The following is a 24612-nucleotide window of genomic DNA, read 5'->3' as shown; positions in this document are numbered from 1 at the left end:
CACGCGGATCGACGCCACGTACAGGCTTGCCAGGCGACGCCGCTCGCCGGTGCGGCATCACGCGCCTGCAAGCGTCGATCGCCCTGTTGTTCGTCACGGCTGTCGTGCGTTGGCCTCCACGGCGTTCTCCGATGTCGTCGCCGCTGCAACCGGCACCTGCCCCGTCGCCGCTGCCGGCGCGCGCAACCGCATGATCCCCTCGTCCCCGACTTCGACGTACAGATCGCCCCGTGGCGTGACGACCATCCCCGCCGGCCGGTTCAACGAACCCGGCAGCGTACCCGCACGATTGCCGCGCGAACCGAGTTGCCCCGCGATGACCGCCGCGTCGCCCTTCGGATCGATCCGCAGCACGGTGTGGTTACCGCTATCGCTCACGTACACGTTGCCGCTCGCATCGGCCGCGATGCGATCCGGCATGCACCATGTCCAGTCGCAACTGATCAGGTTGTTCGTCAGCCGGTCCTTTTCGTCGCGCGACTCCGCTTTCGCGAGCGCGCCGTAATACGCATGTTCCGCGGCCGGCCACGGCCCCGGCAGGAAGTGAATCCGGTGTTCGCCGGTCGCGGGATCGATCTGCCAGATCACGTCGCGACTCAGCACGAAGAGTTGTCCTTGCGGACCGATCGCGAGATCCTCGTAGCTGCCCGGCATCCGGCGGCTCGTGACGAAACGTTCGACCTCGTCACGCGGAATCTTGTACTGCTGTTCATCGCGCGCAACGGTCGTGACCGTTCCCGTCGAGAAATCGAGCCGCCGGATACGGGCGCCGCGCCTGCCGATATACGGACTGTCGTCGAGCACGTACAACCGGCCGTCATGATCGAAGCGCAGATAGCGTGGCCGCCAGTACGTCGCTTGCGCGAACGGGCCGTCGACCCGCGTCTCGTCGCTGAGCTTGCCGCTCACCGTCTGCACGTTGCCCTGCGGATCGATGCGGCGGATCAGCGCATTGCCGCTGTCCGCCACGTAGAGATTGCCCGACGCATCCAGCGCAAGCCCCGACGGATAACGGAAGCGCGCACTCGAACGCGGCCCGTCGGCACGCCCCTTCCCGTCCGGCGCGCCGGCCCACAGCTCGCTCTTGCCGTCCGGCGCGATCCGATAGATCGCGTCGTCGAGCCGGTCGACGTAATAGATCGTGCCATCGGCGGCGACCGCGAAATCGTCGTCGACCGATCCCGGCAACGGCACGAACTTCGAGTCGGTCACCAGCAACGCGTCGCTGCGGTTGCTCGTGCCTGCATAGGCGAGCAGACGACCGTCCGGCGCCGCCTGCAGCACGACCTCGCCGCTGCCCGTCGTCACCAGCCGACGCCCCGAGCCGTCGATCGCGAGCGACGTCAGATCGCGATCGTCCGAGCGGCCGCGGTGCAGCGCCGGCGATGCGACATGCACCGTCACGGTCGGCTTGCCGTCGGCGCCGACGGTCACGATCGAGCGTGCGCTTGCGGCGATCATCCGCCCGGCGCCGTCGAACGCGAGCGCGATGTAGCCAGAATCGTCCTGCGTATCGCTCGCGTCGGGTTGCTTGTCGGTCCCGGCGGCCGGGGCCGAGCCGATGAACGGCACGGCGCCGGCCAGTGCCGCCACCGGGCCGGGCTCGGGCGGCACGCGCATCGCTGCCGCCGCAGCCGCGGCCGCGGCAGCCGCCGCTGCAGCCGCGGCGTCGCTCGCCGTATCGATGCCGTCCGGTGCACCACCGGTCCTGCACGCGGGCAACGGCGCATCGCCGGTCGGCGTCACGTGGCCGAACGTCTTGCCATCGGTCACCCAGATCTCGCCGGTCGGGCTCGCCGCGATCGCGCGAAGCCCCGACAGCGTGCAATCGCCGTCGGACTGCGGCGTCCAGGTCGCGACCGAACCGTCCGTGCCGACGATTCGCAAATGACCGGAATACCGCGAGAGCGTCCACAACCGGCCCTGTCCGTCCAGCGCGATCATGTCCGGCTGGTTGAGCTGGCCGACGCCGCGCGGACCGTCGGCATCGCCCGATTTGCCCGGCACGCCGGCGATCGTCGCGACGGTACCGTCCGGCCGGATCGCACGCACCAGCGAATTACCGGTATCGGCCACATAAACGGTACCGTCCGGCGCGCGCACAGCATCGCCCGGCTGGTCGAAGCGCGCGGCGGACGACGCACCGTCCCGATACGCGCGCACGCCGCTCCTGCCGGCGAGCGTGGTCACATGGCCCTGCGCATCGATGTGTCGCACGGTTGATGCGTACGTGTCCACCACCAGCACGCCGCCGTCGCGATCCGCGTGCAGTCTCAGGCTGCCGGCGAAGCGTGCCGTCGTACCGCTGCCGTCGAGATTGCCTTCCGAGCCCGGCGTGCCGGCCACCCATTCGAGCGACGGCCCGCCCGCCGGCGGAAAACTGCCGCACGCACCGAGCAGCACGGTCACGGCCGCACACGTTGCGATGCGCATGCCGATACCGTTCACGTTCCAGATCATCGTGTTCCCCTTCCCCATGCCGTTCCCGCCAGTTGCCGAACGATTTGCCTTCTTCATTGCAACGCGCCCTCCGCGGCCGGCCGGCAAAACAGCTCGCCGCTGGCGGCGACGTAGTCGCTCAGCGTGCCGGCATCGCGCACGTCGAACAGCGACACGCTGCCGGACTGGCTTGCATTGAGCACCGCGAGGCGGCTGCCGTCCGGACTGAAGGCCAGCGCGAGCGGCCATTCGCCGCTGCGATATGCGGCGCGCAGCATGCCCGTCGCGCGGTCGGCGACCAGCACCGTGTTCTCCTGCGGCAGGCTGAACGCCACCGCGCGGCCGTCCGGGCTGAGCGCGAAGTTGTAGCTCGTCAGCCCGCGGCAATACTGCGCCGCCTGGCGCGGACGCAGCGTGTTCGCGTCATAGGCCGCGATACCGTCGCGAAACAGCGCGACCAGATCACCGGAGCCCGGCTCGACGGCCAGGTCGTAGGCATCCGCATCGGGAATCGTGCCGACCTGCGCGCGCGTGCGCGTATCGAATGCGTCGATGCTGCTTGCCACACCGTTCGTGACGAACAGGCGCTGCCCGTCGCGGGACAGGACCAGCGCCGCGGGCCGCCCGAACGGCTGATTGCCGGCATTCCCGCCGCCGAGCGCAATCGGCTTGCCGAGCGTGCGGAACGTGTCGAGATCGACAACTGAAACCGAATTGGCGACCACATTCAGCACATACGCGCGCGTGCCGTCCGGCGACACGGCCACGGCCTGCGGAAAGCGCTGCACCTTCGCGACGCCATCCACGTGGCCGCTGTCGAGATCGAGCCGCGCCAGCGCATCCGCGCGCATCGAACTGACGTATGCATGGCGCTCGTCGGCCGCGATCGCAATATCCGTCGCGCCCATTCCGCGACAGAAGTTGTCCGGACAACCATCATTGGGCGCCTTTGCCGGCGGATCGCCGAAGTCGCGCACGCGCTGCCGCGCCGCGACGTCGATCGCGGCGACGCTGTTGTCGCCGTTGCTGGTCACGTACAGATGCTTGCCGTCCGGCCCGAACGCGATGCCGGCGGGATGCTTGCCGACCGCAATGGCAGCGGGCGCATCGGCCTTCGCCGGCTCCGCCTGCGCGACGACGTCCGCGGCCAGCATCGCCAGGGGCACGGCAATCACCGCGCGATACAGCACACGCAACTTGAAATCGACGCTCACTCTGTTGATTCCTCGAAGGCAGGGATCGTGTGCGCGCTCACGTCGCGCAGCACCGCCCCGTATCCCGCATACAGGTTGCCGTCGGGCAGCAACTGCCGCTGCACGAGTTGCCGATGCACGGCCGGCAAGTGATGGAACGGCATCCGCATGAACAGATGGTGTTCGATGTGGAAATGAATCGCGTGCGGGCCGAACAGGAACGTCTGCCACGAACGCCGGCCGATCGTGCGTGCGTTGCGGCTTTGATCCGCGCAAGCCGGCAATCCCGCATGTTCGAAGATCGCACGCACCTGCCCGGCGAGCGGCAGCAGCGTGACCGACGGCACGATCCACAGGCCGACGTACAGCAGCGGATGTCCGGCCGTCGCGAGCGCGGCGAACAGCACGCCGTTCGCGGCAAGCATCGACGCAAGCTCCCACGCCGCATACGCGCGCGACTTGCGGACCTTCGGCAACGCATGGGCAAACGCACCGCGCGCGAGCTTCACGACGCTCGTCACGTAGCCGATCCCGCACGCGTAAGCGAGCAGGCGGCCGGCCAGCCGCGCGCGCGACACCGGATAGTCGTGAACGCCGAACAGCAGCGCGACGGGATCGTCCGCCTGCATCGGCGCGCGATGATGTTTCAGATGACCGGCGCGATACGTGCGCAACGACAACCACAGCGGGCCGGCGGCGAACGACTGGCCCAGCATGTCGTTGACGCGCGGGTTTCGCGCGAGCAGCCCGTGCGCGCCTTCGTGCATCATCACGGCGAGCGCGAGCTGGCTGCGCGCGATCACGATCGCGGCGCACACGTACACGAGCGGGTGCGCAAACGCGATCGCCGCCGCAAACGCCGCGGCGATCAGCATCCAGTCGCCCGCGAGCGCCGCGCAGACGCGCGACGGCTTCACGCGGAACAGCGCGGCGTCGGGCACGAAGCGCGAGAGCGCGGTGTTCGACCCGGCGTGCGGATTCACTTGCGCCATGCGAGCCTCCCGCGCACCGAGCGCCGCTCGACCCATATCGCACTGCCCATCGCGAGCGCCACGCCGCCCAGCACGTCGACGACCGTATGCTGTTTGAGCGTCAGCGTCGACGCGCAGATCAGCACGCCGATCGCGATCGGTACGCCACGGCGCCGCTCCGTCAGCATCCGGCACGCAAGACACGTGACGGCGACATGCAGGCTCGGAAAGCCGTTGGCCGCGAGATCGAGCCGCCACATCCGTGCGAGACGGTGGCGCACGAACGCATTGCCGATCTCCGCGACGTCGGGCCTCGGCACCGCTTCGGGAAACAGCAGGAAGCAGACGATCCCCGCGACGAAGGCGATCAGCACCGCGTCCCTGAACGCGACGAACGCCGGCGGCCGCGCATAGGCGGCAAGCGCAATCACGAACGGAAAGAAGCCGACGTAGACGAACCACGACCACGCGATGAACGGAATGCGCTCATCGAGCGCGGTGGCGAACACATAGCGCGGCGTGACGCCACGCTCGAGCAGGATGAAGACGGCGAGCCCCGCGGCCATCCCGAATGCCGCGGACAGCATCTGCCGCAGATCGGGCCGGCGATCGATAGACGACAGGCTGTTCATCGCGATGCCGGCGCCTCGCGTTGCGTGTCGACATCGGCGTCGGCGTCGGCGTGCCGTGCATTCGGCCGCAACGCGAGGATACGCGACGTCCATCCGTCCACGCGCGAGCGCGCATGTTCGCGACCGTCGGCCGTTGCGGCGCGCGTGCCGGCGTCGTGCATCAGCGCGCTCGCCGCGTACGCGATGTCCTGCCGGAACGCAGCGGCATCGCCGCGCCACGTGACGATGCGATGCACGAGCTGCAACCGGGCGGCGCGAGCGGCGTTGCTCGCCTGCTCGGGCTGGTCGGTCAGCACGAGCAGGATCGGCCTGCGATAGACGCGCGCAATCGACAGCGCCGCCATCCCCGGCGCCGACACGATCAACGGCGCATGCGCGGCGCGCGTCGCCCAGTCCGCGTCGACGCCGGTCCAGCCATCGTGCGCGGCATAGCCTTCGCCGACGCGGTGCGCGGCCAGCCCCGCATCGTGCAGTCCCGCCGACAGCGCATCGGCCAGCGCGACGTCGCTGAAGTGCGGATTCAGATACACGGCCGCGGCGGCCGGCTCCGATGCAGGCCATTCGCCGACGACCGGCACCGGTGTCGGCAACCGGTAGCGCATGCGCGAACCCTGCACGTCATCGATCGCGTCGCACGCGAAGTCGTGCTCGATGCAACACAGCGCCGAATCGATCTGCCAGTCGACGATCCGGGAGAACGCACGCGCCAGCATGCGCGGCAGTCGTCCGTTGAAGTTCGCGGTCAGCGCGCCGCGCAGGCTGCCGCCATACACGTGCACGATGCGACCGCGCCAGCCGGGCACCGCGCCCATGAACAGCAGCGCCGGATGAAACGAATCGTTGATCACGAGATCGGCGTCGCGGACGATCGCGTGTAGCCGCGCGATGTCGCGCAGCATCCGCGTCGGCCTGAATACGTAGTGCGCGACGTTGCGATCCGTCGCATCGCGCAGCATGTTCTGCCGCGTGTCGAACTGCACCGCATAGTGACGCGACAGCACGGCGGCCTCGATGCCGAATGCGGACAGGAAGGCCTGCCCGGCGTCGGACGTCGTCAGCACGTCGACCTGTGCACCGGCCGCGCGCAATGCATGCACGAGCAGTTGCGCGCGCATCAGATGACCGCGCGCATCGGCGGTCGCGAGATAGACGATGCGCAACATCATGCGCGCGCCCCCGGACGCCACCACTGAATCCATCCGGCCGCGTACATCGCCAGCGCACCCGTCACGCCGAATCCGGCCTCGATCGTGCGGATCTCGTCGAGCAGCGCCGCGAGATGCACGACCTCGGACGGCGCGACGATGCGGCGCAGCGTATCCGCGCAGAGTCGCACATGCCGCGCCTCGTCGGCCAGCACCCGAGCGAAGAGCGGATGCAGTGCATGCGCTTCGCCGAGCGTCGCGCAGTGGCGCGCGAGCACGCGCATCGCCATCTGCTCCGCACACAGGCCCGTCGCGTAGGTCGGCACCAGCGCGCCTTGCGCGAAGTGCGGCGCGTAGCGGCGCCCGAGCCGGCGCCACCGGAGGATCTTGCGCCGGGTCGCCCAGTCCGGTTCGCGCGGGCCCGCCGCGGCCGTCACGCCACGCACGCGCAGTGCGTCGGCGAACGCGGCCGCGTGGCGGCGTTCGTCCGCGAGATGCTGCTCGAGCCGCAGTGCGAGCCAGTCCGGCGGCTGCCCGGTGCATTCGTCAAGCAATGCGCACTCGGTCGCCTCTTCGCCGATCAGGTACAGGCGCAGGATCCAGCGCTCGCCGTGCGCGCTGCGATGCAGCCGCCGGATCGCCGCGCGCTTGATCCGGTCGACGAGATACGCGCGCATGCGCGCGGCGCCACGCGGCACGCGCTGCTCGAGACACGCGAAGCCTTCGTCGGGCGCGGCGTGCGGCGACGCCGACCATTCGCCGGCCGGCATCATGCCGGCACACCCGGCGCGGAACGCGCGACCTTCGGCGCGACGGCCGACGCCGCCGCGGACGCCGCGGCCGGATCGCGATGCCAGCCGAGAATCAGGCCGACGAAGCTTTCCTGCAGGAACGCATGGGCCGATGCGCCGGCGCCGGCGAATGCCTCCTCGTGGCCGTTCACGCGCAGATAGCCGCTGCCGTCGCGCGCGCCGAGTTCGATCCGGTCGTTCTTCGCGAAGCCGCGCTCGCGCAGCGTCTTCACGAGCGGGCTGCCGTCGAGCCCGAACAGGAACAGCTCACGCTGCGCCACCCACACCGGGATGTGGTCGCTCAGTACATCGAGACGGATCGCCCAGGTCCCGGACGCGAGCGCACCGGCGATATCGCCGTCGCGCGGCCCGTTCGACGTGAAGCTCGCGCGCGCGACCGACTGGGTCAGTTTGCCGACGCCGAGCGCGATCGTGATGTCGTCGGCGGCCGGCTGCTTCGGATCGGTCGCGCGCACCTTCACGAGATGCCGCGCGAGCCGCGACGCGAACGACGGATGCGCGAACAGCGCGCTCGTTTCGTCCGGCGTGAGCACGTCGCGCTCGCCGCCGCGCTCCTTCACGCGCACGCGATACGGATCGATCCGGACGTCGGTGAACTTGCCGTGCACGGGCGCATGAACGTACACGTCGCGATTCCATTTCGCGCCGTCACGACGCAACAGCACGTGCACGCTCAGCGGCACGCGCTGGCCGTCGCCGTCGACGCCCGTGCCCTGCAGCAGCACGTCGCCGAGCACGTCCTTCGTGCGGCGCGCCGCGTCGCTCGAAAAGACGATCGTATGCGTATCGGTATCGACGCTCGCATGAACGTCCGGCGCATCGAGCGCGACGCGATTGCAGTCCGTCGCCGTCGCACGCGCGAACGGGCAGCCGCTTTGCGACGCGAAGTGGTAGATCCCGCGCCCCGCATGATCGACCGGCGCGGCATGAGCGGCGGCGCTGGCGGCAAACAGGGCAAGGCAGACAACACGGTTAGCGAATGAGGACATGGTCGTCTGGAGGAAGTCGGGTCGTGGTGGGTTTACCGCGAGGCGTGGCGCGGTGTCGCTCAACGACGGTGATACGACAGCGCTTCGAGATCGCGCCGCGCCGCCCCGCGCCCGGACAATCCGAAGCCGCGGGCAAGCGCACCGAGCGTATCGACCGCGGACGCGCCGATCGTCACCCCGATGGCCGCGACGTAACGGATGAAGCCAAGCCGCGGCAACTGCTGGTGATCGAGCGCGCGCAGGCTGTAGCCGAGCCGCATCGCCATCACGCAGAACGGGGCGAGCGGGCCGCTGCGACCGAACCACTGCCACGCACGCGGCAGATATGCATTCACGAGATACGGCGTGAGCCCGACGCTGTCCTCGCCGCGCATCCAGCGCAGCTTCAGCGATTCGCGACGCGTGTCCGGCAGCCGGTGCTCGGTGTGCGCGCACGGCGCGAACTCGATCGCGATGCCGGCAGCCTGCATCCGCAGCCCCAGCACCTGGCAATGCGCGCGATACACGCCGTCGAGCGGCTCGTACCGAAATCGGGCGAACACGTCGTGCCGGAACGCGACGTTGTTCGCGTAGAAGTTGCGCGTCGCGCCGTCGCGCAGCGGGCTCGGGAAGTACATGAAGTCGATCGACGTCAGCGCGACGCCGAGCACGTTCGGCGCGTAGCTGGTGCGCCCCGCCACGGCGACGGGCCGGTCGTCGCCGTGGCGCGCGAACGGCGCGAGCAGGTGCTCGAGCCAGTCGTCGGCCGGCCGGCAATCGGCATCGCCGAACACGACGACGTCGCAGCGCGCCGCATCGACGCGATCGAATCCTTCGTTCTTCGCCTCGTAGTAGCCGGTGCTCGCGTCGATCTCGACGAAGTCGATCGGGCGGCCGGCGAGCGCGGCGATCTGCGCGCATGCGTCGGCGGGCAACCCGTCGTGCGTGATGATCCATTGCGCGAGCGAAGCCGGCGGCACCGTCTGGTTCGACAGCGCGGACACGAGGCGCTTCAGGCTCTCGACGGCCTGCGCGATGCCGGCGCCGCCGCGCAGGTTGTTGGTCTCCAGCACGAGCGCCGCGCGGCTCGCCACGGAACGGGCGGCCGCGCACGTGTCGTGCATCGGTTGCATATCGTCTGGCATCCGGAATGTCTCCATCGTCATGCGCGGCGGCACGGATGAATCGGGCGTACGGAAATCCGGCGGTGCGCCGGCGCCTGCTGCCCGCCGCGAGGGTTGTCGCGCGACGCGCGGCCGCAACGGCCGCCCGCCCCGCGTGCGCTCATTCGGTCACGGACGGCGTGGAATCTGCGTCGGCGAAACGCGGCTTCGCGCTCTGCATGTCGCGCGTATTCTTCTGCACGGTCACCGCGCCGAACAGCGCGAGCACGAACGACATCGCGTAGAACCCTTTCTCGCTCAACTGCAGCGTCGCGTTGATGAGGCCGACGATCAGCAGCGCGATCGCGAGCAGCAGGGCGACCCAGCTCAGCCCGTAATAGATGCTGGTGACGGGAATGCCTTCCGCACGATCGCGCACGCTCTTTTGCAGCGAAATCGCCGCATAGAGGCCGAACACGAGCACGGTGAAGTAGTAGCCCTTCTCGTTGAGCTGCATGCCGGCGTTCCACAGGCCGATCAGGAATGCGGCAAAACCGGCGATCAGCGCGGCCCACGACGCCGCGACGAATGCGAACGACGGCTGCTGGATGGTGGTCTGGTTCATTGCTGTTGCCCTCTCTCTTTTTGTTTCTTGTTCGGAAACGCGCTTCGCTGGCACGCGTTTCGCGCATGGTAGCAGCTTTGTCGCGCCGCACGGCGGGCGCGTTTGCCGTCTTACGCGCCGCGCTGCGCGCGCCGCCAGCGCCCCGGCGTCGTGCCGAGCACCGCGCGAAACGCCTTGCCGAAAGCCGCCTCGGACTGATAGCCGACCGCTTGTCCGATCTCCGCCTGTCCGCGCTGCGTATCCTGCAGCAGCGCGCACGCATGCATCATCCGGATCTGCGCGACGAACGCGCCGACGCTCATCCCGGCCTTCTCGCGGAAATGCCGCGCATAGGTCGCCCGCGACATCGCGGATGCCGCACCGAGCGATTCGACCGTCCACGGCTGCGCCGGTGCCTGCAGCACGGCCTGGACCGACGGGCCGAGCCGCGCGTCGGCGGCGAGCGCGAGCCAGCCGGCCGGCACGCTTGCGTCGCGCCCGTATGCGCGCAGCGCATAGGCGAGCAGCGCCTGCCCGAGCGCATTCACGATCGCGCGTGCGCCCGGCTGCGCATTCGATGCCTCGGCACGCAGCACGCTCGTCAGCAGTTGCAGCGACGCAAGCCCCGATGCTTCGCGCAGCCCGACGTGCAGCACGCGCGGCAGCGTGCGCATCAGCAATTCGCCGGCGCCGCGCGCATAGACGAAGCGTCCGCACAGCAAGTCCACGCTCGCACCGCCCGGTTCGGCGGGATCGAGATTCGACGTGACCGGCAGCACCGCGCCGCCCGCCGCGACCGGTTCGCGCAGCGGCGCCGACTTCGCCCGGCCGCCCCCGACATCGGACAGGTCGTGCGCGTCGCCCGCCGGCAGCAGCACGAAGTCGCCGTCGGCCAGCCGCAGCGTGCGCCCGTCGGCGGTACGCATCAGGCATGTTCCCGCCAGCAACAGATGGAACACCGCTTCACCCGGCGGCAACGGATCGTGCGGCATCGCGAAGGAGCCGTCGAGCAGGCAGCGCACGTCCAACTCGACATGGCTACGGCCCAGCGACAACAGTTGACTCAATGCATCCATGAGACGATTGCACTAAAAATTGACACTCTAGCGTATCGAAACCCTCAGCGCGAGCGATCAGAATAGCTCTGCATCGCCCGAGATCGCGGCATCCGCCGCCCCGCTCCACCATTTCTAAAGGACACATCATGCTGAACTGGAACGAATACCGGAAGGAACTCTCGACGCGCGTCGGCGAAATCGCCAAGCTGTCGCCCGATACGCTGGCCGGCTACAAGGCGCTGTCCGGCGCCGGCGCCAAGACGGGCCATCTGGATGCGAAGACGCGCGAGCTGATCGCGCTCGCGGTAGCCGTCACGACGCGCTGCGACGGCTGTATCGCGATACATACGGCCGACGCCGTGAAGCATGGCGCGACCAAGGAGGAAGTGGCTGAGGCGCTCAGCGTCGCGATCGCGATGAATGCGGGCGCGGCGCTCGTGTATTCCGCGCGCGTGATGGACGCGCTCGGCGACTGACGATCGCAGCCGGGCACAACCCGGCGCAACGCACCGCATGACGATTGCGGCGGCCTCGGCCGATCGGCCGGGGCCGCCGCGAATCGCCTTCGGGTGTGCCGCGAAGTCGGCTACCATGCGCGAACGATTCATCGCGAAGGAGCATGCCATGTGCCGCTGGCTCGCTTACACGGGTAATCCGATCCATCTCGAAACCGTGCTGTTTCGCGCGAAGCACTCGCTGATCGACCAGAGCCTGCATTCGGAGCTGGGCGCCACGACGACCAACGGCGACGGCTTCGGCATCGGCTGGTACGGCCATCCCGATGAACTTCCGTTTCGCTACCGCTCCGTGCATCCCGCGTGGAACGACCGCAACCTGCGCGAGGCCGCACGCGCGATCCGCTCGCGAATGTTCATCGCGCACATCCGCGCGGCAACCGACACGCCCGTGCAGGAAACCAACTGCCACCCGTTCCGCCACGGCCGCTGGCTGTTCGCGCACAACGGGCTGATCCGCGATTTCCACAAGCTGCGCCGCGACCTGACGATGAAGGTCGACCCCGCGCTGTTCCCGACGCTCGAAGGCTCGACCGACTCCGAGCTGATGTTCCGCCTCGCGTTGACGTACGGGCTCGAACAAATGCCGCTGCCGGCGCTCGAGCGGATGGTCGGCGTGGTCGAGGAAACCGCCGCGCGGTATCGCGTCGCCGAGCCGCTCAACATGACGATCTGCGCAACCGACGGCGACCGGATCATCGCCGTGCGCTATTCGAGCGAGCGGCAATCGCGCTCGCTGTTCCACAGCACGTCGTTCAAGCATCTGCACGAACTCTATCCGCACAATCCGCGTATTGCCGAAGCCGGCGACGACGCGTTCATGGTCGTGTCGGAGCCGCTCGTCGACCTGCGCGGCGCGTGGGAGGAAGTGCCGGAAAGCATGGCGATCGTCGCGCATGGCGCCGACGTCCAGCAGCGGCCGTTCAATCCGCGGCACAAATAGGCTGCAAGGCGCTCAAGACGCCGGCCACACCGTGCGACACGAGTCCGGCGCGAACCGGAATCGGCGAAAAGCCGGCAAGCGAAGCCGCGGTGAGCGCATCGCAAAACCCCATACCGGTAAAAAAACACGGTCGTCTTAAATCGCGACATAAACCAGACGACTCTCGTTATGCGCGAATCGAGCATGCTATAGTTACCGCCGCCTTTTAGTATCGCAACAACTCCCACTGTAATCGGCACCGAGTCCCGCCGCAGTTCGTCGCTGCAATCCGCGCAATGTCTGCGTGCGATCGCACGTCCGGCGAGTCTTGGAAAATTCAATGGAAAGTAGCGATACGACGGGCACGACGGCGCCATGCGGGGCGCCGGAGCATAGAGAATTTGGTCTTGCAACGCGAATTGCCGGGCGACATGCGCGCTACATGCGGATGCCCTAGAATACGCGGCGATCAGGCTGGTCCATCCACTCCGGGCGGGTCCGCGCAGTTTCTTGATATTGTTCGTCCCGCGTCAACCGAGGGCGATGTCCACAACGAGAGCACGGCAGTATTGCCTGCCGTTAACATAAAAAGAGGCTACATGATATTGGTTACTGGTGGCGCCGGTTTTATCGGTGCCAACTTTGTGTTGGATTGGCTGCGTCAATCGGACGAATCGGTTCTTAACGTCGACAAACTGACCTATGCGGGCAATCTGGGAACGTTAAAATCGCTGCAGGGAAATCCGAAGCACGTGTTCGCGCAGGCGGATATTTGCGATCGCGCCGCACTCGACGCGCTGTTCGCCGAGCACAAGCCGCGCGCGGTGCTGCACTTCGCTGCTGAAAGCCACGTCGACCGCTCGATTCACGGCCCGGCCGATTTCGTTCAGACCAATGTCGTCGGCACCTTTACGCTGCTCGAAGCGGCGCGTCAGTACTGGAATACGCTGCCTGAGGCCGAAAAGGCCGCATTCCGGTTCCTGCACGTGTCCACCGACGAAGTATTCGGTTCGCTGTCGCCCACCGACCCGCAATTCTCCGAAACGACGCCGTACGCGCCCAACAGCCCCTATTCGGCTACCAAGGCAGGTTCGGACCATCTCGTGCGCGCGTACCAGCATACGTACGGCATGCCGACGCTGACCACGAACTGCTCGAACAACTACGGCCCGTACCAGTTCCCCGAGAAGCTGATCCCGCTGATGATCGCGAACGCGCTCGCCGGCAAGTCGCTGCCGGTCTATGGCGACGGCCAGAACGTGCGCGACTGGCTGTACGTCGGCGACCATTGCTCGGCGATCCGCGAAGTCCTCGCCCGCGGCCGGACCGGCGAAACGTACAACGTCGGCGGCTGGAACGAGAAAACGAATCTGGAAGTCGTGCACACGCTGTGTGACCTGCTCGACCAGGCGCGCCCGAAGGCAGCCGGTTCGTATCGTGACCAGATCACCTATGTGACGGACCGCCCCGGCCACGATCGCCGCTACGCGATCGATGCGCGCAAGCTCGAGCGCGAGCTCGGCTGGAAGCCCGCCGAGACGTTCGAAACCGGCCTCGCGAAGACGGTGCGCTGGTACCTGGACAACCAGGAATGGGCCGACGAAGTCGCTTCGGGCGACTATCGGAAATGGGTCGCAACGAACTACGCGCATCGCGCGTAAGGGCAATGGACATGGCACGCAAGGGCATTATTCTGGCCGGCGGATCCGGCACCCGGCTGTATCCGATCACGCATGCAGTGTCGAAGCAGCTGCTGCCGGTGTACGACAAGCCGATGATCTACTACCCGCTGTCGACGCTGATGGTCGCGGGCATTCGCGACGTACTGATCATCTCGACGCCGCAGGACACGCCGCGCTTCGAATCGATGCTCGGCGACGGCAGCCAGTGGGGGATGAACATCCAGTACGCGGTGCAACCGTCGCCTGACGGTCTCGCGCAGGCATTCGTGATCGGCAAGGATTTCGTCGGCAACGATCCGTCGGCGCTGATCCTCGGCGACAACATCTTCTACGGGCACGATCTCGCGAAGCAGCTCGAGCGCGCGGACGCACAGGACGCGGGCGCGACGGTGTTCGCGTATCACGTGCACGATCCGGAGCGTTACGGCGTCGTCGAGTTCGACGACGAATTCCGCGCGCTGTCGATTGAAGAGAAGCCGGCAAAACCGCGTTCGCACTACGCCGTCACAGGTCTCTACTTCTACGACAACCGCGTGTGCGACATCGCGGCCGACATCAAGCCGTCGCCGCGCGGCGAGTTCGAAATCACCGACGTCAATTCGCGCTATCTTGCAGACGGCGCGCTGAACGTCGAGATCATGGGGCGCGGCTATGCGTGGCTCGACACCGGCACGCACGATTCGCTGATCGAGGCGGCGAGCTTCATCGCAACGCTGCAGAAGCGGCAAGGCCTGGTCGTCGCCTGCCCCGAAGAAATCGCGTACCGCCGTCACTGGATCGATGCCGAGCAAGTGCAGAAGCTCGCGCAACCGCTGTCGAAGAACGGCTACGGTAAATATCTGCTGAACATTCTTACGGATCAGGTCGCATGGCCATCACGGTAACTGCTACGGCACTCCCCGAAGTCAAGATCGTCGAGCCGAAGGTGTTCGGCGACGCGCGCGGCTACTTCTACGAGAGCTTCAACGGCCGCGAATTCGCGGAACTCGTCGAAACCGGCGTCGAATTCGTGCAGGACAACCATTCGCGTTCGGCGAAGGGCGTGCTGCGCGGGCTGCATTACCAGATCGAACACGCGCAGGGCAAACTCGTGCGCGTGGTCGAGGGCGAAGTGTTCGACGTCGCGGTCGACATCCGGCGCAGTTCGCCGAATTTCGGCAAGTGGGTCGGCGTGACGCTGTCGGCCGACAACCATCGTCAGCTGTGGGTGCCGCCCGGCTTCGCGCACGGCTTCGTGGTGTTGTCCGAGTCCGCGCAATTCCTGTACAAGACGACCGACTACTGGTTCCCGGAATACGAGCGCAGCCTGCTGTGGAACGATCCGGAGATCGGCATTCAATGGCCGTTCGACGGCGAGCCGGTGCTGGCGGCGAAGGACGCGGCGGGCAAGCGACTCGTCGAAGCCGAGTGCTACGAATGAGCGGCGCCATGCAATCCCCCGCACAGCGGACCATCCTGCTCACCGGTATCAACGGTCAGGTCGGGTTCGAGCTCGCACGCAGCCTGCAGGGTCTCGGCAAGGTCGTCGCACTGGATCGCAGCCGGCTCGACCTGTCGAACCTCGATCAGGTGCGCGACGTCGTGCGCGAGGTCAAGCCGGATCTGATCGTCAACCCGGCCGCCTATACGGCCGTGGACCAGGCGCAGACCGAGGTCGCAATGGCGACGCGCCTGAATGCGGAAGCGCCCGCGGTACTCGCCGAAGAAGCCACACGCATCGGCGCGGCGCTGATTCATTTCTCGACGGACTACGTGTTTGCGGGCACGAAGGATGGCCCGTACGTCGAGGACGATTCCGTCGATCCGCAAAACGTCTACGGCGAAACCAAGCTCGCCGGCGAACAGGCGATCGCGGCATCGGGATGTGCGCACCTGATCTTCCGCACGAGCTGGGTGTACGGCACGCGCGGCAAGAACTTTCTGCTGACCATGCTGCGCCTGGGCGCCGAGCGCGACGAGCTGAAGATCGTCGCCGACCAGATCGGCGCGCCCACGTGGTCCAAGACGATCGCCGCGCTGAGCGCGAACGTAGCCGCGCAGGCCATCGGTGCGGGCACGGCCGGCCGGGACGATTGGTGGCGCACGCATTCCGGCGTCTATCACCTGTGCGCGGGCGGCTCGACGTCGTGGCACGGATTCGCGGAAGCGATCTTCCGTCTGTCGAATCTCCCGAAGAAGCCGTCGGTGGCGCCCATTCCCGCCAGCGCTTATCCGACGCCCGCGGCACGCCCGGCCAATTCCCGCATGTCGAATGCGAAACTGGCCGAACACTTCGGCCTCGGCGCACCGGATTGGGAAACCGCGCTCGAACTCTGCATGAAAGAGATTTAAAGCGCGCCGCCAGCCGCTTTTCGCTGAATCGCGGCTGGCGGATTATTTCGCATTATTACGGAATTCATATTCTGGTCATTCCGGTTGCAATGTTATCCGCGCTGCGAATATCCGCACACAGCATTCCGATTCGAATGTGCGTCGCGCCGCAAAATTCGGCGCCGGCACGCCGGGACGTCATCGCGCCGCCAACCAGCAAAAAATACCCATTTCGGCGTCGCAACCACCCCTCTTGCAGCAAAATATTCCTCATTCCATCCGGTTGCGTATCAAACAGGCGTTTGACGAGCACCATTTGCATCACTGACCGGAAGCAATAACGAGATATTGATTAGGACTGTTTACATCCTCGCGCCGATCCGCCCCTTCAACCGGGCAGCGTTGCCATACCGCATCAGACCGGTCCGCAAATTTCGAGACGTTCTAGGGTGAAACATAATTTTCGAGATAAAATCGCGGGTCGCGTCCATGTCCAAAGCTGGCGGGCATGGTCAGTCTCCTCTCCCATCTGCCGTACAACCCCCGGGCCGCTTTGCTTTTCGCATGCAATAACAGGGAAATCACGCAGTCAGCCAGTAAGAAAGATACAAGCACATGAGCAAATGCGTCGCTTTAGTCGGATTGGCGTTTCGATTTCCTGGAACAGATAGTCGTCACTACTGGAACGACCTGCTCAACGGCAAGGACTGCGTCACCGAAGTCGAAGCTGGCAGATGGTCGAAAGATGCTTATCTGCATCCAGCCAAGGAGCATCCCGGTACCGCCTACACGTTCGCCGCAGGTTCGATCGGGGACGTCTCCGGTTTCGATGCGGATTTCTTCGGCATTTCGCCACGCGAAGCCGCACTGATGGACCCGCAGCAACGACTGTTGCTGGAACTCGGCTGGGAAAGCATCGAAAGCGCCGGCATCAAGCCTTCGTCGCTGCGCGGCAGCGACTGCGGCGTGTTCGTCGGTATCGCCAGCGCCGACTATTCGTACCGGATGGCAGACGACCTCGCGACGGTCGATGCGTCCATGGCGACCGGCAATACGGCCAGCATCGCGGCCAACCGCCTGTCCTACGTCTTCGACCTGCGCGGCCCGAGCCTGGCCGTCGATACCGCGTGCTCGTCGGCGATGGTGGCCTTCCACCTCGCCTGCCGCGCGATCGCCAACGGCGAAATCAGCCACGCAATCGCGGGCGGCGTCAGCCTGCACCTGCATCCGTACGGCTTCATCACGTTCTCGAAGGCGTCGATGCTGTCGCCCAACGGGCGCTGCAAGGTCTTCGACGCGTCCGGCGACGGCTACGTGCGCTCGGAAGGCGGCGGCCTGTTCCTGCTGAAGGACTACGACCAGGCCGTGGCCGATGGCGACCGCATCCTCGCCGTCGTGGCCGGCACCGCGGTGAACACCGACGGCCGCAAGTCCGGCCTGACCGTGCCGAGCGTGGACGCCCAGGCCGCGCTGATGCGCCAGGTCTACGAGCAGGCCGGCATTCCGCCGAGCGCGATCGATTATCTGGAAGCCCACGGCACCGGCACGCCGGTCGGCGATCCGATCGAAACCCGCGCAATCGGGCAGGCACTCGGCCAGCGCCGCGCCGCCGATGCGCCGCTGCCGATCGGGTCGGTCAAGAGCAACCTCGGCCACCTCGAAGCGGCCTCCGGCGTCGCCGGGCTCGTCAAGGCGATCTACAGCCTCCAGCATCGCGTGGTGCCGGGCACGATCGGCATCAAGGAATTCAATCCGAACATCCGCTTCGACGACTGGAACATCGAAGTCCTGACCAAGCCGTATCCGCTGCGCGAAACCGGCACGCTGACCATCGGCGTCAATTCGTTCGGTTTCGGCGGCGCCAACGCGCACGTGATCCTGCAAACGCCCGCCGAAGCGGCCGGCACGCCAGATACGCGCGCGGCAGCGGCAACGACGGCCGCCGTGCCCATGATCGTCACCGGCCGCAGCAGCGCGGCGCTGCAGGCCAACGCCCGCAAGCTTGCCGACACGCTGCGCGGCCCGGGCGCACCGGCGCTGTACGACGTCGCGCATGAAGCCGCGCTGCGTCGCGACTGGCACGAAAAGCGCGCGGTGGTGTTCGGCACCGACAGCGAACATGTCGCGCAGCTGCTCGAGCAGCTCGGCGCCGACGACGCGGCGAACCCGTCGATCCACGAAGGCGTCGGCGTGCGCGACGCGCAAGGCCCGGTCTTCGTGTATTCCGGCAACGGCTCGCAATGGGCGGGGATGGGCAGCAAGCTGCTCGCGCACCCGGTCTTCAAGCAGACGATCGCCGAAATCGATCGCATGTTCGCCGAGCTCGCCGACTGGTCGCTCAACGCGTTGTTCGAACGCGACGCGCAGGACGGCATCTACGAGCGCACCGAAATCGCGCAGCCCGCGCTGTTCGCGCTGCAGGTCGGCGTGACGCGCATGCTCGCCGAGCAAGGCGTGCGACCCACCGCCGTCGTCGGACACAGCGTCGGCGAAGTCGCCGCCGCGTGGGCATGCGGCGCGCTCTCGCTCGCCGATGCCGTCGCGGTCATCTATCACCGCAGCCAGCAGCAGGGGCTCACGAAGGGCAAGGGACGCATGGCGGCCGTCGGCATCGACGGCGTCGCCACCGCCGCATTGCTCGACGAACTCGGCCTGCAGGACGCGCTGTGCGTCGCCGGCTACAACAGCGCCAAGGGCGCCACGCTGGCCGGCGCGCCGCACGCGCTGGAGCAGGTCGGCAAGGTGCTCGCCGAGCGCCGCGTATTCTACAAGCAGCTCGACCTCGATTACGCGTTCCACAGCAGTGCGATGGATCCGATCGAAGCCCCGCTCAAGCAGGCGCTGGCCCCTATCCGGCCGCAGCGCGCGAGCGTGCCGTTCTTCTCGACCGTCGCCGGCGCCGAGCTCGACGGCACCGCGCTCGATGCCGACTACTGGTGGCGCAACATTCGCGTGCCGGTGCGCTTCGAGCAGGCGCTCGACAGTCTCGTCACGCAAGGCAGCAACGTGCTGATCGAAGTCGGCCCGGCGCCCGTGCTGCGCAACTACATCAACGAAACGCTCAAGCAGCACGGCAAGACCGGTCACTGCATCCCGACCGGCCGCCGCACCGACGACGCGCCCGAGCGCGTGCAGGCAGCCGCCGCGCAAACGCTGATCAGCGGTGCGCCGATCGACTGGACGCGGTTCTTCCCGAGCGACGCGGCCCGCGCCAAACTGCCTTCGTACGCATGGCAACGCGAGCGCTACTGGCACCCGGTCACCACCGAGTCGCTGAACCAGCTCGGCCGCCGTCGCGTTCATCCGCTGCTCGGCTACAGGATGACCCAGCAGACCCAACCTGCATGGGAAAACCAGCTCGATACGCTGCTCCAGCCGTGGCTCGCCGACCACGTGGTCGGCCACGCGACCGTCTTCCCGGGCTCCGGCTTCGCGGAAATCGCGCTCGCCGCCGCGCTTCAATGGCACCCCGGCGACCACGCGGACATCGAGGAACTGGAGATTCATGCGCCGCTGCTGCTGTCCACCGCGCCGAGCAAGATCACCCGCCTGTCGCTCGACGAAGGCGACGGCCGCTTCAGGCTGCGCAGCAAGCCGGTCGGCAGCACCGATCCGTGGACCGTGCACGCCAGCGGCCGCCTGCTGTCGGGCGCGAACGCGCAGCAACTGGCCGAAATCGCGCCGGCGCTGCCCGAACGCGAGCCCGACTTCACCGGCGCTACGCACCTCGCGCTGACACGCGCGGCCGAACTCGACTACGGCCCGGCCTTCCAGGCCGTGTCGCACGGCTGGCTCGAATCGCCGCAAAGCGTGGTGGCCGTGCTGCACGCGCCGCAAGCGCTGGCCGACAGCCTGCCCCACAGCCTGCTGCACCCGGCCCTGCTCGACTGCACGTTCCAGCTCATCATCCAGATGCTGAAGGACGATCCGTCACTGGGACAAGGCATCGCGTTCGTGCCGACCCGTATCGGCCGGCTGCGCTGGCGCGCCGGGCAAGGCACGCCGCACCGCGTGCGTGCGCGCCTGCTGAAGCGGGCGCCGCATTCGCTCACCGCCGAATTCGCGATCTTCGACGAACACGGGCAGCAGATCGCGGCCGTCAGCGAAGCACGCTTTCGTAGCGTGCGCCTGGCGAAGGCGCACACCGAGCCGCTCTCGTTCCTCGACTACGCCGCCACACCGAGCCCGCATCCGCAGAGCCAGCAACCCGCGAATACCGCGCTGCGACGCAACGCGCTGCAGCCCGCGCTGCGCGCGACGGTCCGCTCCATCGCGACCGACGGCCTGCTCGAACGCTATGCGCAGGAAGTCGATCCGCTGCTGGAAACGTTGTGCGACCGCTATGCCGCCGAAGCGCTGCTGACGCTGTCGACCGACGGCCGGCTTGACGCCTCCGCGCTCACCGCTTGTCGCGATGCCGCACCGCACGCCGCCCCGCTGCTCGACTGGGCGCTCGGCCGCAGCGCGCGCCGCCTGCCGGATTCGCAGGACTGGCAGATCGATGTGCCGCAAGACGACGGCGCCAGCACCGGCGACATCTGGAACAGCCTGCTGCGCGAATACCCCGACTACTTCACGCTGGTTCACGCGACCGGCCGTGTCGGCCTGCACCTGCCGGCCCTGCTGACCGGCTCGGCCGCGTGGGCCAACGTCTGCCCGCGCGACGTCACGCCCGTCGAGCTCACGCACTACGTGCTGGGCGATGAAGCGAACCAGCGGCTGTCCGACACGCTGAGCGCGCACCTCGAGAAGGCGCTGGTCGCGCGCGCGCCTGAGCAGCGCGTCGGCATCGTGGAAATCGGCGCCGGCGCATCTCGCGCGACCGCCGACCTGTGCCGCCATCTCGATTTCGCGGTGGCAGACTTCAGCTACGCCAGCTCCGAGGATGCAGCGCTCGAACACGCTGAACGCCTGCGCGAGCATTGCCCGGAGCTGTCGGTCCAGCGGATCGATGCGAGTGCGGCAAGCCCGGGCCGCGATGCCGACCTGATCGTCTTCCATTGCGACTTCGGCAACCCGGATGCGGCCCGGCTGGCGCTGCAATACGGCGCGAACCGCCTCAAGCCCGGCGGCACGCTGCTGCTGTGGGGCACGCAACCGGCCGCGTGGATGGACTTCATCTTCGGCGGCAATGCCGCGTGGTGGGCCAAGCGCGCCGACGGCACGCCGGTCTCGCCGCAACGCACGGCCGCCTACTGGCAAACCGAGCTGGCGCAACTCGGCCTCGAATGTGACGAGCCGCTGGAACTCGCACCGGAAAGCGCGTGCGGCCCGTATCTGCTCGCGGCCGGCTTGCCGGTCGAAGCCGCCGCCGTCGCGCAGCCGCAACCGCCTCAAGGCGGCTGGCTGATTCTCTCGGATGCGCACACGGCCGGCGAATCCGGCCCCGCACGCAAGCTCGCCGACCATCTGTCGAGCCGTCGCCGCCTGCCGGTGCGCGTCGAGACCGACGTCACGCCCGAGCAGCTGGATGCGGTACTCCAGCGCGCGCAAGCCGAGCTCGGCGACATTCGTGGCATCGTGCATCTCGCGGGCCTCGCATACGGCGCGAACCTCGCCGACGGCGACGATCCGCAACGCCTGCTGCAAGCCCAGGTGCAGCGCTGCGCGCTGGCCGCCGGGCTCGCATCGGCGTGCGAGCGCGCGGGCCTGAAGACCACGCTGTGGCTGCTGACGGCCGGCGCCGCACCGTTCCTGCCGAGCGCGCCGAGCAGCCGCTACGCGACGCTGAACGACGCTTCGCTATGGCTGTACGGCCGTACGATGATCAACGAGGCCGCCGGATTCGACGTTCGCCTCGTCGACCTGCCGCAAACCGAACCGGTGCCGCTCGACGCGCTCGCGCGCGAGCTGCTGTGGCCGGACGGTGAACAGGAAGTCGCGCTCGGCGCAGCGGGCGAGCGCTATGCGCCGCGTCTGCGCAAGAATCCGCGCCCGCATTCCGCAGCGCCGGCGACACCCGCTTCCGCGACCGATACCGCGCTGCGTCTCGGCTTCGAGGTGCCCGGCCAGTTGCGCAACCTGCGCTGGGAAGCCCATACGTTGCCCGACGTGCGTGAGGACGAGCTGCAGATCCGCGTCGAAGCCACCGGCCTGAATTTCCGCGACGTGATGTATACGCTGGGCCTGCTGTCCGACGAAGCGATCGAAAACGGCTTTGCCGGACCGACGCTCGGGCTCGAGTTCTCGGGCGTCGTCGAGCGCGTCGGCCGCAAGGTCACCGGATACAAGCCGGGCGACGCCGTCGTCGGCTTCGGGCCGGCCAGCTTCGGCAACCGCGTCGTCACGCAGTCGAGCGCGCTGTCGCACATTCCGCGCAGCCTGTCGTTCGAGGCCGCGGCCACCATTCCGAGCACGTTCTTCACCGTCTACTACGCGTTCCACCACCTCGCCCGGCTCGAGCCCGGCGAGCGCGTGCTGATCCACGGCGCGGCCGGCGGCGTCGGCATCGCCGCGATCCAGTTCGCACAATGGATCGGCGCGGAGATTCACGCGAGCGCGGGCTCGGACGAGAAGCGCGACTTCCTGCGCCTGATGGGCGTGAAGCACATCTACGATTCGCGCTCGCTCGAGTTCGCCGACGAGATCCTCGCCGCGACCGATGGCGAAGGTGTCGACGTCGTGCTCAATTCGCTCGCGGGCGAAGCCATCAACCGCAACCTGCGCGCGCTCAAGCCGTTCGGCCGCTTCCTGGAACTCGGCAAACGCGACTTCTACGAAAACACGCGCATCGGCCTGCGTCCGTTCCGCAACAACATCAGCTACTTCGGCATCGACGCCGACCAGCTGATGTCGAAGCGCCCGGACCTGACGCGACGCCTGTACGGCGAGATGATGGCGCTGTTCGAGGAGGGCGTGCTCCGTCCGCTCCCTTATCACGCCTTCGATGCAAACGATATCGTTGACGCGTTCCGCCATATGCAACAGGCGCGCCAGATCGGCAAGATCGTCGTGACCTATCGTCGAGGCCTGCAGGCAAGCGCGGCGGCACAAGCCGCCGCCCCCGCGGACGAACTGCGTTTGCGCGACGAGGCCAGCTATCTCGTCACCGGCGGCCTGTCCGGTTTCGGCCTGCGCACCGCGCAATGGCTGGCCGACAAGGGCGCGCGCCACCTCGTACTCGCGAGCCGAAGCGGCCCCGCATCGGACGAGGCAAAGGAAGCGATCGCCGCGCTGCGCGAACGCGGCGTGGACGTGCATGCCGCCGCGTGCGACGTCACCGATCGCGCAGCGCTCGCCGCGCTGCTTGCACACGTCGATGCGCACATGCCGCCGCTGCGCGGCATCGTGCACGCCGCGATGGTCATCGACGACGGGCTCGTGCGCGGCGCAACCGCCGCGCAAATCGAACGCGTGATGGCGCCCAAGATCGTCGGCGCACTGCATCTCGACGAACTCACCTGCGCACTGCCGCTCGACTTCTTCGTGTTTCATTCGTCGGGCACGACGCTGTTCGGCAACCCGGGGCAATCGAACTACGTGGCCGCCAACGGCTGGCTCGAAGCGCTGGCCCGCCTGCGGCGCGCACGCGGGCTTCCCGCGACCAGCCCGCGCTGGGGCGCGATTGCCGATGCCGGCTTCCTCGCGCGCAACCAGAAGGTCAAGGACGCGCTGCAAAACCGCATGGGCGGCAGCGCCCTGCCCGCCGCGACGGCGCTCGATGCGCTGGAAGACATGCTGCTGGGCAACGTCGGCGACCTCGGCGTGCTCGAACTGGACTGGCGTGCGCTGTCGCGCTTCCTGCCGAGCGCGCAGACGCCCAAGTTCGCCTGGGTCGCGCGCGACGCGGCAACGTCGCATCAGGACGAGGACGGCAGCGACGACGTCGCCGAGTTGCTGGCCACGCTGAACGACGAGGAGCTGCACCCGGCCGTGGTCGACATGATCAAGCACGAAGTCAGCGAGATCCTGCGCGTACCCGCGGACAAGATCGACCCCGATCGTTCGGTTTACGATATGGGCCTCGATTCGTTGATGGGTGTGGAGCTCGTGGTGGCGCTCGAAAGCCGCTTCGGCGTCCGGCTGCCGGTGATGGCACTCTCCGAGAGCCCCACCATGACCAAGCTGGCCACGCGGTTGATCGAGGTGCTGCGCGGCGAAGAGCCGGCCGAGCCCGACACCGTTGCCCAGCAGGTTGCGCACGTCGTGGCCCAGCATACCGAGGATGTTTCCAGCGAAGCGATCGCCGAGTTCACCGACGAAATCAAGGCTGCACAAGAAGCCGGCCACAAGCCGGAACGCATGATCCGATAAGCGCG

General features: G+C 67.5%; 18 protein-coding genes. 7 read left to right on the top strand and 11 right to left on the bottom strand.

What is annotated here, in order from left to right:
- Nucleotides 1-93: 93 nt before the first annotated feature.
- The 10 genes from DCN14_RS18160 to DCN14_RS18115 form a co-directional block, all read right to left on the bottom strand.
- Nucleotides 94-2517, bottom strand: coding sequence for a hypothetical protein (locus DCN14_RS18160; RefSeq protein ID WP_162826223.1), 2424 nt, complete (start codon nt 2515-2517; stop codon nt 94-96).
- Nucleotides 2514-3653, bottom strand: coding sequence for a beta-propeller fold lactonase family protein (locus DCN14_RS18155; RefSeq protein WP_115531421.1), 1140 nt, complete (start codon nt 3651-3653; stop codon nt 2514-2516). The genes DCN14_RS18160 and DCN14_RS18155 overlap by 4 nt, the downstream gene beginning before the upstream one ends.
- On the bottom strand, nt 3650-4624 hold the full coding sequence (locus tag DCN14_RS18150) for a fatty acid desaturase family protein (protein WP_096504970.1): 975 nt from the start codon (nt 4622-4624) through the stop codon (nt 3650-3652). The genes DCN14_RS18155 and DCN14_RS18150 overlap by 4 nt, the downstream gene beginning before the upstream one ends.
- The gene (locus DCN14_RS18145; RefSeq protein WP_096504972.1) at nt 4612-5235 is read right to left on the bottom strand and encodes a phosphatase PAP2 family protein; all 624 of its coding nucleotides are present in this window, start codon (nt 5233-5235) and stop codon (nt 4612-4614) included. Before DCN14_RS18145 ends, DCN14_RS18150 begins: the two co-directional genes overlap by 13 nt.
- Entirely contained in the window at nt 5232-6401 is a 1170-nt protein-coding gene (locus tag DCN14_RS18140; RefSeq protein ID WP_096505121.1) for a hypothetical protein, read from the bottom strand. Before DCN14_RS18140 ends, DCN14_RS18145 begins: the two co-directional genes overlap by 4 nt.
- Nucleotides 6398-7153 carry a hypothetical protein gene (locus tag DCN14_RS18135; protein ID WP_172441903.1) on the bottom strand — a complete coding sequence of 252 codons (756 nt, stop codon included), beginning with the start codon at nt 7151-7153 and terminating at the stop codon, nt 6398-6400. The genes DCN14_RS18140 and DCN14_RS18135 overlap by 4 nt, the downstream gene beginning before the upstream one ends.
- Complete coding sequence (locus DCN14_RS18130; RefSeq protein WP_096504974.1) at nt 7150-8181, bottom strand: hypothetical protein; 1032 nt, start codon at nt 8179-8181, stop codon at nt 7150-7152. Before DCN14_RS18130 ends, DCN14_RS18135 begins: the two co-directional genes overlap by 4 nt.
- A gap of 59 nt (nt 8182-8240) precedes the next feature.
- Nucleotides 8241-9305, bottom strand: coding sequence for a glycosyltransferase family 2 protein (locus tag DCN14_RS18125; RefSeq protein ID WP_239007660.1), 1065 nt, complete (start codon nt 9303-9305; stop codon nt 8241-8243).
- Nucleotides 9306-9444: 139 nt separating this feature from the next.
- A complete protein-coding gene (gene yiaA, locus DCN14_RS18120; RefSeq protein WP_096504978.1) occupies nt 9445-9888 on the bottom strand; it encodes an inner membrane protein YiaA in 444 nt (147 codons plus the stop codon).
- Between the two features lie 110 nt (nt 9889-9998).
- A complete protein-coding gene (locus DCN14_RS18115; RefSeq protein ID WP_096504980.1) occupies nt 9999-10943 on the bottom strand; it encodes an AraC family transcriptional regulator in 945 nt (314 codons plus the stop codon).
- A 128-nt stretch (nt 10944-11071) separates the two neighbouring features.
- On the opposite strand from DCN14_RS18115, the gene DCN14_RS18110 reads away from it, so the two are divergent.
- The 6 genes from DCN14_RS18110 (at nt 11072) to rfbD (ending at nt 16375) form a co-directional block, all read left to right on the top strand.
- A complete protein-coding gene (locus DCN14_RS18110; RefSeq protein WP_096504982.1) occupies nt 11072-11401 on the top strand; it encodes a carboxymuconolactone decarboxylase family protein in 330 nt (109 codons plus the stop codon).
- 148 nt (nt 11402-11549) lie between these two features.
- Nucleotides 11550-12383, top strand: a complete 834-nt coding sequence (locus DCN14_RS18105; RefSeq protein ID WP_096505125.1) for a class II glutamine amidotransferase — start codon at nt 11550-11552, stop codon at nt 12381-12383.
- 578 nt (nt 12384-12961) lie between these two features.
- Nucleotides 12962-14023 carry a dTDP-glucose 4,6-dehydratase gene (rfbB, locus tag DCN14_RS18100; protein ID WP_096504984.1) on the top strand — a complete coding sequence of 354 codons (1062 nt, stop codon included), beginning with the start codon at nt 12962-12964 and terminating at the stop codon, nt 14021-14023.
- Between the two features lie 11 nt (nt 14024-14034).
- Nucleotides 14035-14928, top strand: a complete 894-nt coding sequence (rfbA, locus tag DCN14_RS18095; protein WP_096505127.1) for a glucose-1-phosphate thymidylyltransferase RfbA — start codon at nt 14035-14037, stop codon at nt 14926-14928.
- Nucleotides 14913-15464, top strand: coding sequence for a dTDP-4-dehydrorhamnose 3,5-epimerase (gene rfbC / locus DCN14_RS18090; protein ID WP_096504986.1), 552 nt, complete (start codon nt 14913-14915; stop codon nt 15462-15464). The genes rfbA and rfbC overlap by 16 nt, the downstream gene beginning before the upstream one ends.
- Before the next feature lie 8 nt (nt 15465-15472).
- Entirely contained in the window at nt 15473-16375 is a 903-nt protein-coding gene (gene rfbD / locus DCN14_RS18085; protein WP_096504988.1) for a dTDP-4-dehydrorhamnose reductase, read from the top strand.
- A 64-nt stretch (nt 16376-16439) separates the two neighbouring features.
- Here the strand turns inward: rfbD and DCN14_RS18080 are convergent, their stop codons facing one another.
- The gene (locus DCN14_RS18080; RefSeq protein WP_143331676.1) at nt 16440-16670 is read right to left on the bottom strand and encodes a hypothetical protein; all 231 of its coding nucleotides are present in this window, start codon (nt 16668-16670) and stop codon (nt 16440-16442) included.
- A gap of 299 nt (nt 16671-16969) precedes the next feature.
- Between DCN14_RS18080 and DCN14_RS18075 the strand changes: the two genes are divergently transcribed.
- The gene (locus DCN14_RS18075; protein ID WP_096504990.1) at nt 16970-24607 is read left to right on the top strand and encodes a type I polyketide synthase; all 7638 of its coding nucleotides are present in this window, start codon (nt 16970-16972) and stop codon (nt 24605-24607) included.
- The last annotated feature ends 5 nt before the right edge of the window (nt 24608-24612 follow it).

It is taken from the genome of Burkholderia sp. IDO3, assembly GCF_003366075.1.
Lineage (GTDB): Bacteria > Pseudomonadota > Gammaproteobacteria > Burkholderiales > Burkholderiaceae > Burkholderia > Burkholderia anthina.
This window is presented reverse-complemented; position numbering and strand designations above follow the sequence as displayed.

Bases quoted from the DNA above. Each gene is read 5' to 3' on its own strand.
- DCN14_RS18110 (WP_096504982.1), top strand. From the start codon at position 11,072: ATGCTGAACTGGAACGAATACCGGAAGGAACTCTCGACGCGCGTCGGC.
- rfbB (WP_096504984.1), top strand. From the start codon at position 12,962: ATGATATTGGTTACTGGTGGCGCCGGTTTTATCGGTGCCAACTTTGTG.
- DCN14_RS18125 (WP_239007660.1), bottom strand. From the start codon at position 9,305: ATGCCAGACGATATGCAACCGATGCACGACACGTGCGCGGCCGCCCGT.
- yiaA (WP_096504978.1), bottom strand. From the start codon at position 9,888: ATGAACCAGACCACCATCCAGCAGCCGTCGTTCGCATTCGTCGCGGCG.
- DCN14_RS18130 (WP_096504974.1), bottom strand. From the start codon at position 8,181: ATGTCCTCATTCGCTAACCGTGTTGTCTGCCTTGCCCTGTTTGCCGCC.
- DCN14_RS18075 (WP_096504990.1), top strand. From the start codon at position 16,970: ATGAGCAAATGCGTCGCTTTAGTCGGATTGGCGTTTCGATTTCCTGGA.
- DCN14_RS18140 (WP_096505121.1), bottom strand. From the start codon at position 6,401: ATGATGTTGCGCATCGTCTATCTCGCGACCGCCGATGCGCGCGGTCAT.
- DCN14_RS18115 (WP_096504980.1), bottom strand. From the start codon at position 10,943: ATGGATGCATTGAGTCAACTGTTGTCGCTGGGCCGTAGCCATGTCGAG.
- DCN14_RS18145 (WP_096504972.1), bottom strand. From the start codon at position 5,235: ATGAACAGCCTGTCGTCTATCGATCGCCGGCCCGATCTGCGGCAGATG.
- DCN14_RS18105 (WP_096505125.1), top strand. From the start codon at position 11,550: ATGTGCCGCTGGCTCGCTTACACGGGTAATCCGATCCATCTCGAAACC.
- DCN14_RS18150 (WP_096504970.1), bottom strand. From the start codon at position 4,624: ATGGCGCAAGTGAATCCGCACGCCGGGTCGAACACCGCGCTCTCGCGC.
- DCN14_RS18080 (WP_143331676.1), bottom strand. From the start codon at position 16,670: ATGGTGCTCGTCAAACGCCTGTTTGATACGCAACCGGATGGAATGAGG.
- rfbA (WP_096505127.1), top strand. From the start codon at position 14,035: ATGGCACGCAAGGGCATTATTCTGGCCGGCGGATCCGGCACCCGGCTG.
- DCN14_RS18160 (WP_162826223.1), bottom strand. From the start codon at position 2,517: ATGAAGAAGGCAAATCGTTCGGCAACTGGCGGGAACGGCATGGGGAAG.
- rfbD (WP_096504988.1), top strand. From the start codon at position 15,473: ATGCAATCCCCCGCACAGCGGACCATCCTGCTCACCGGTATCAACGGT.
- rfbC (WP_096504986.1), top strand. From the start codon at position 14,913: ATGGCCATCACGGTAACTGCTACGGCACTCCCCGAAGTCAAGATCGTC.
- DCN14_RS18135 (WP_172441903.1), bottom strand. From the start codon at position 7,153: ATGATGCCGGCCGGCGAATGGTCGGCGTCGCCGCACGCCGCGCCCGAC.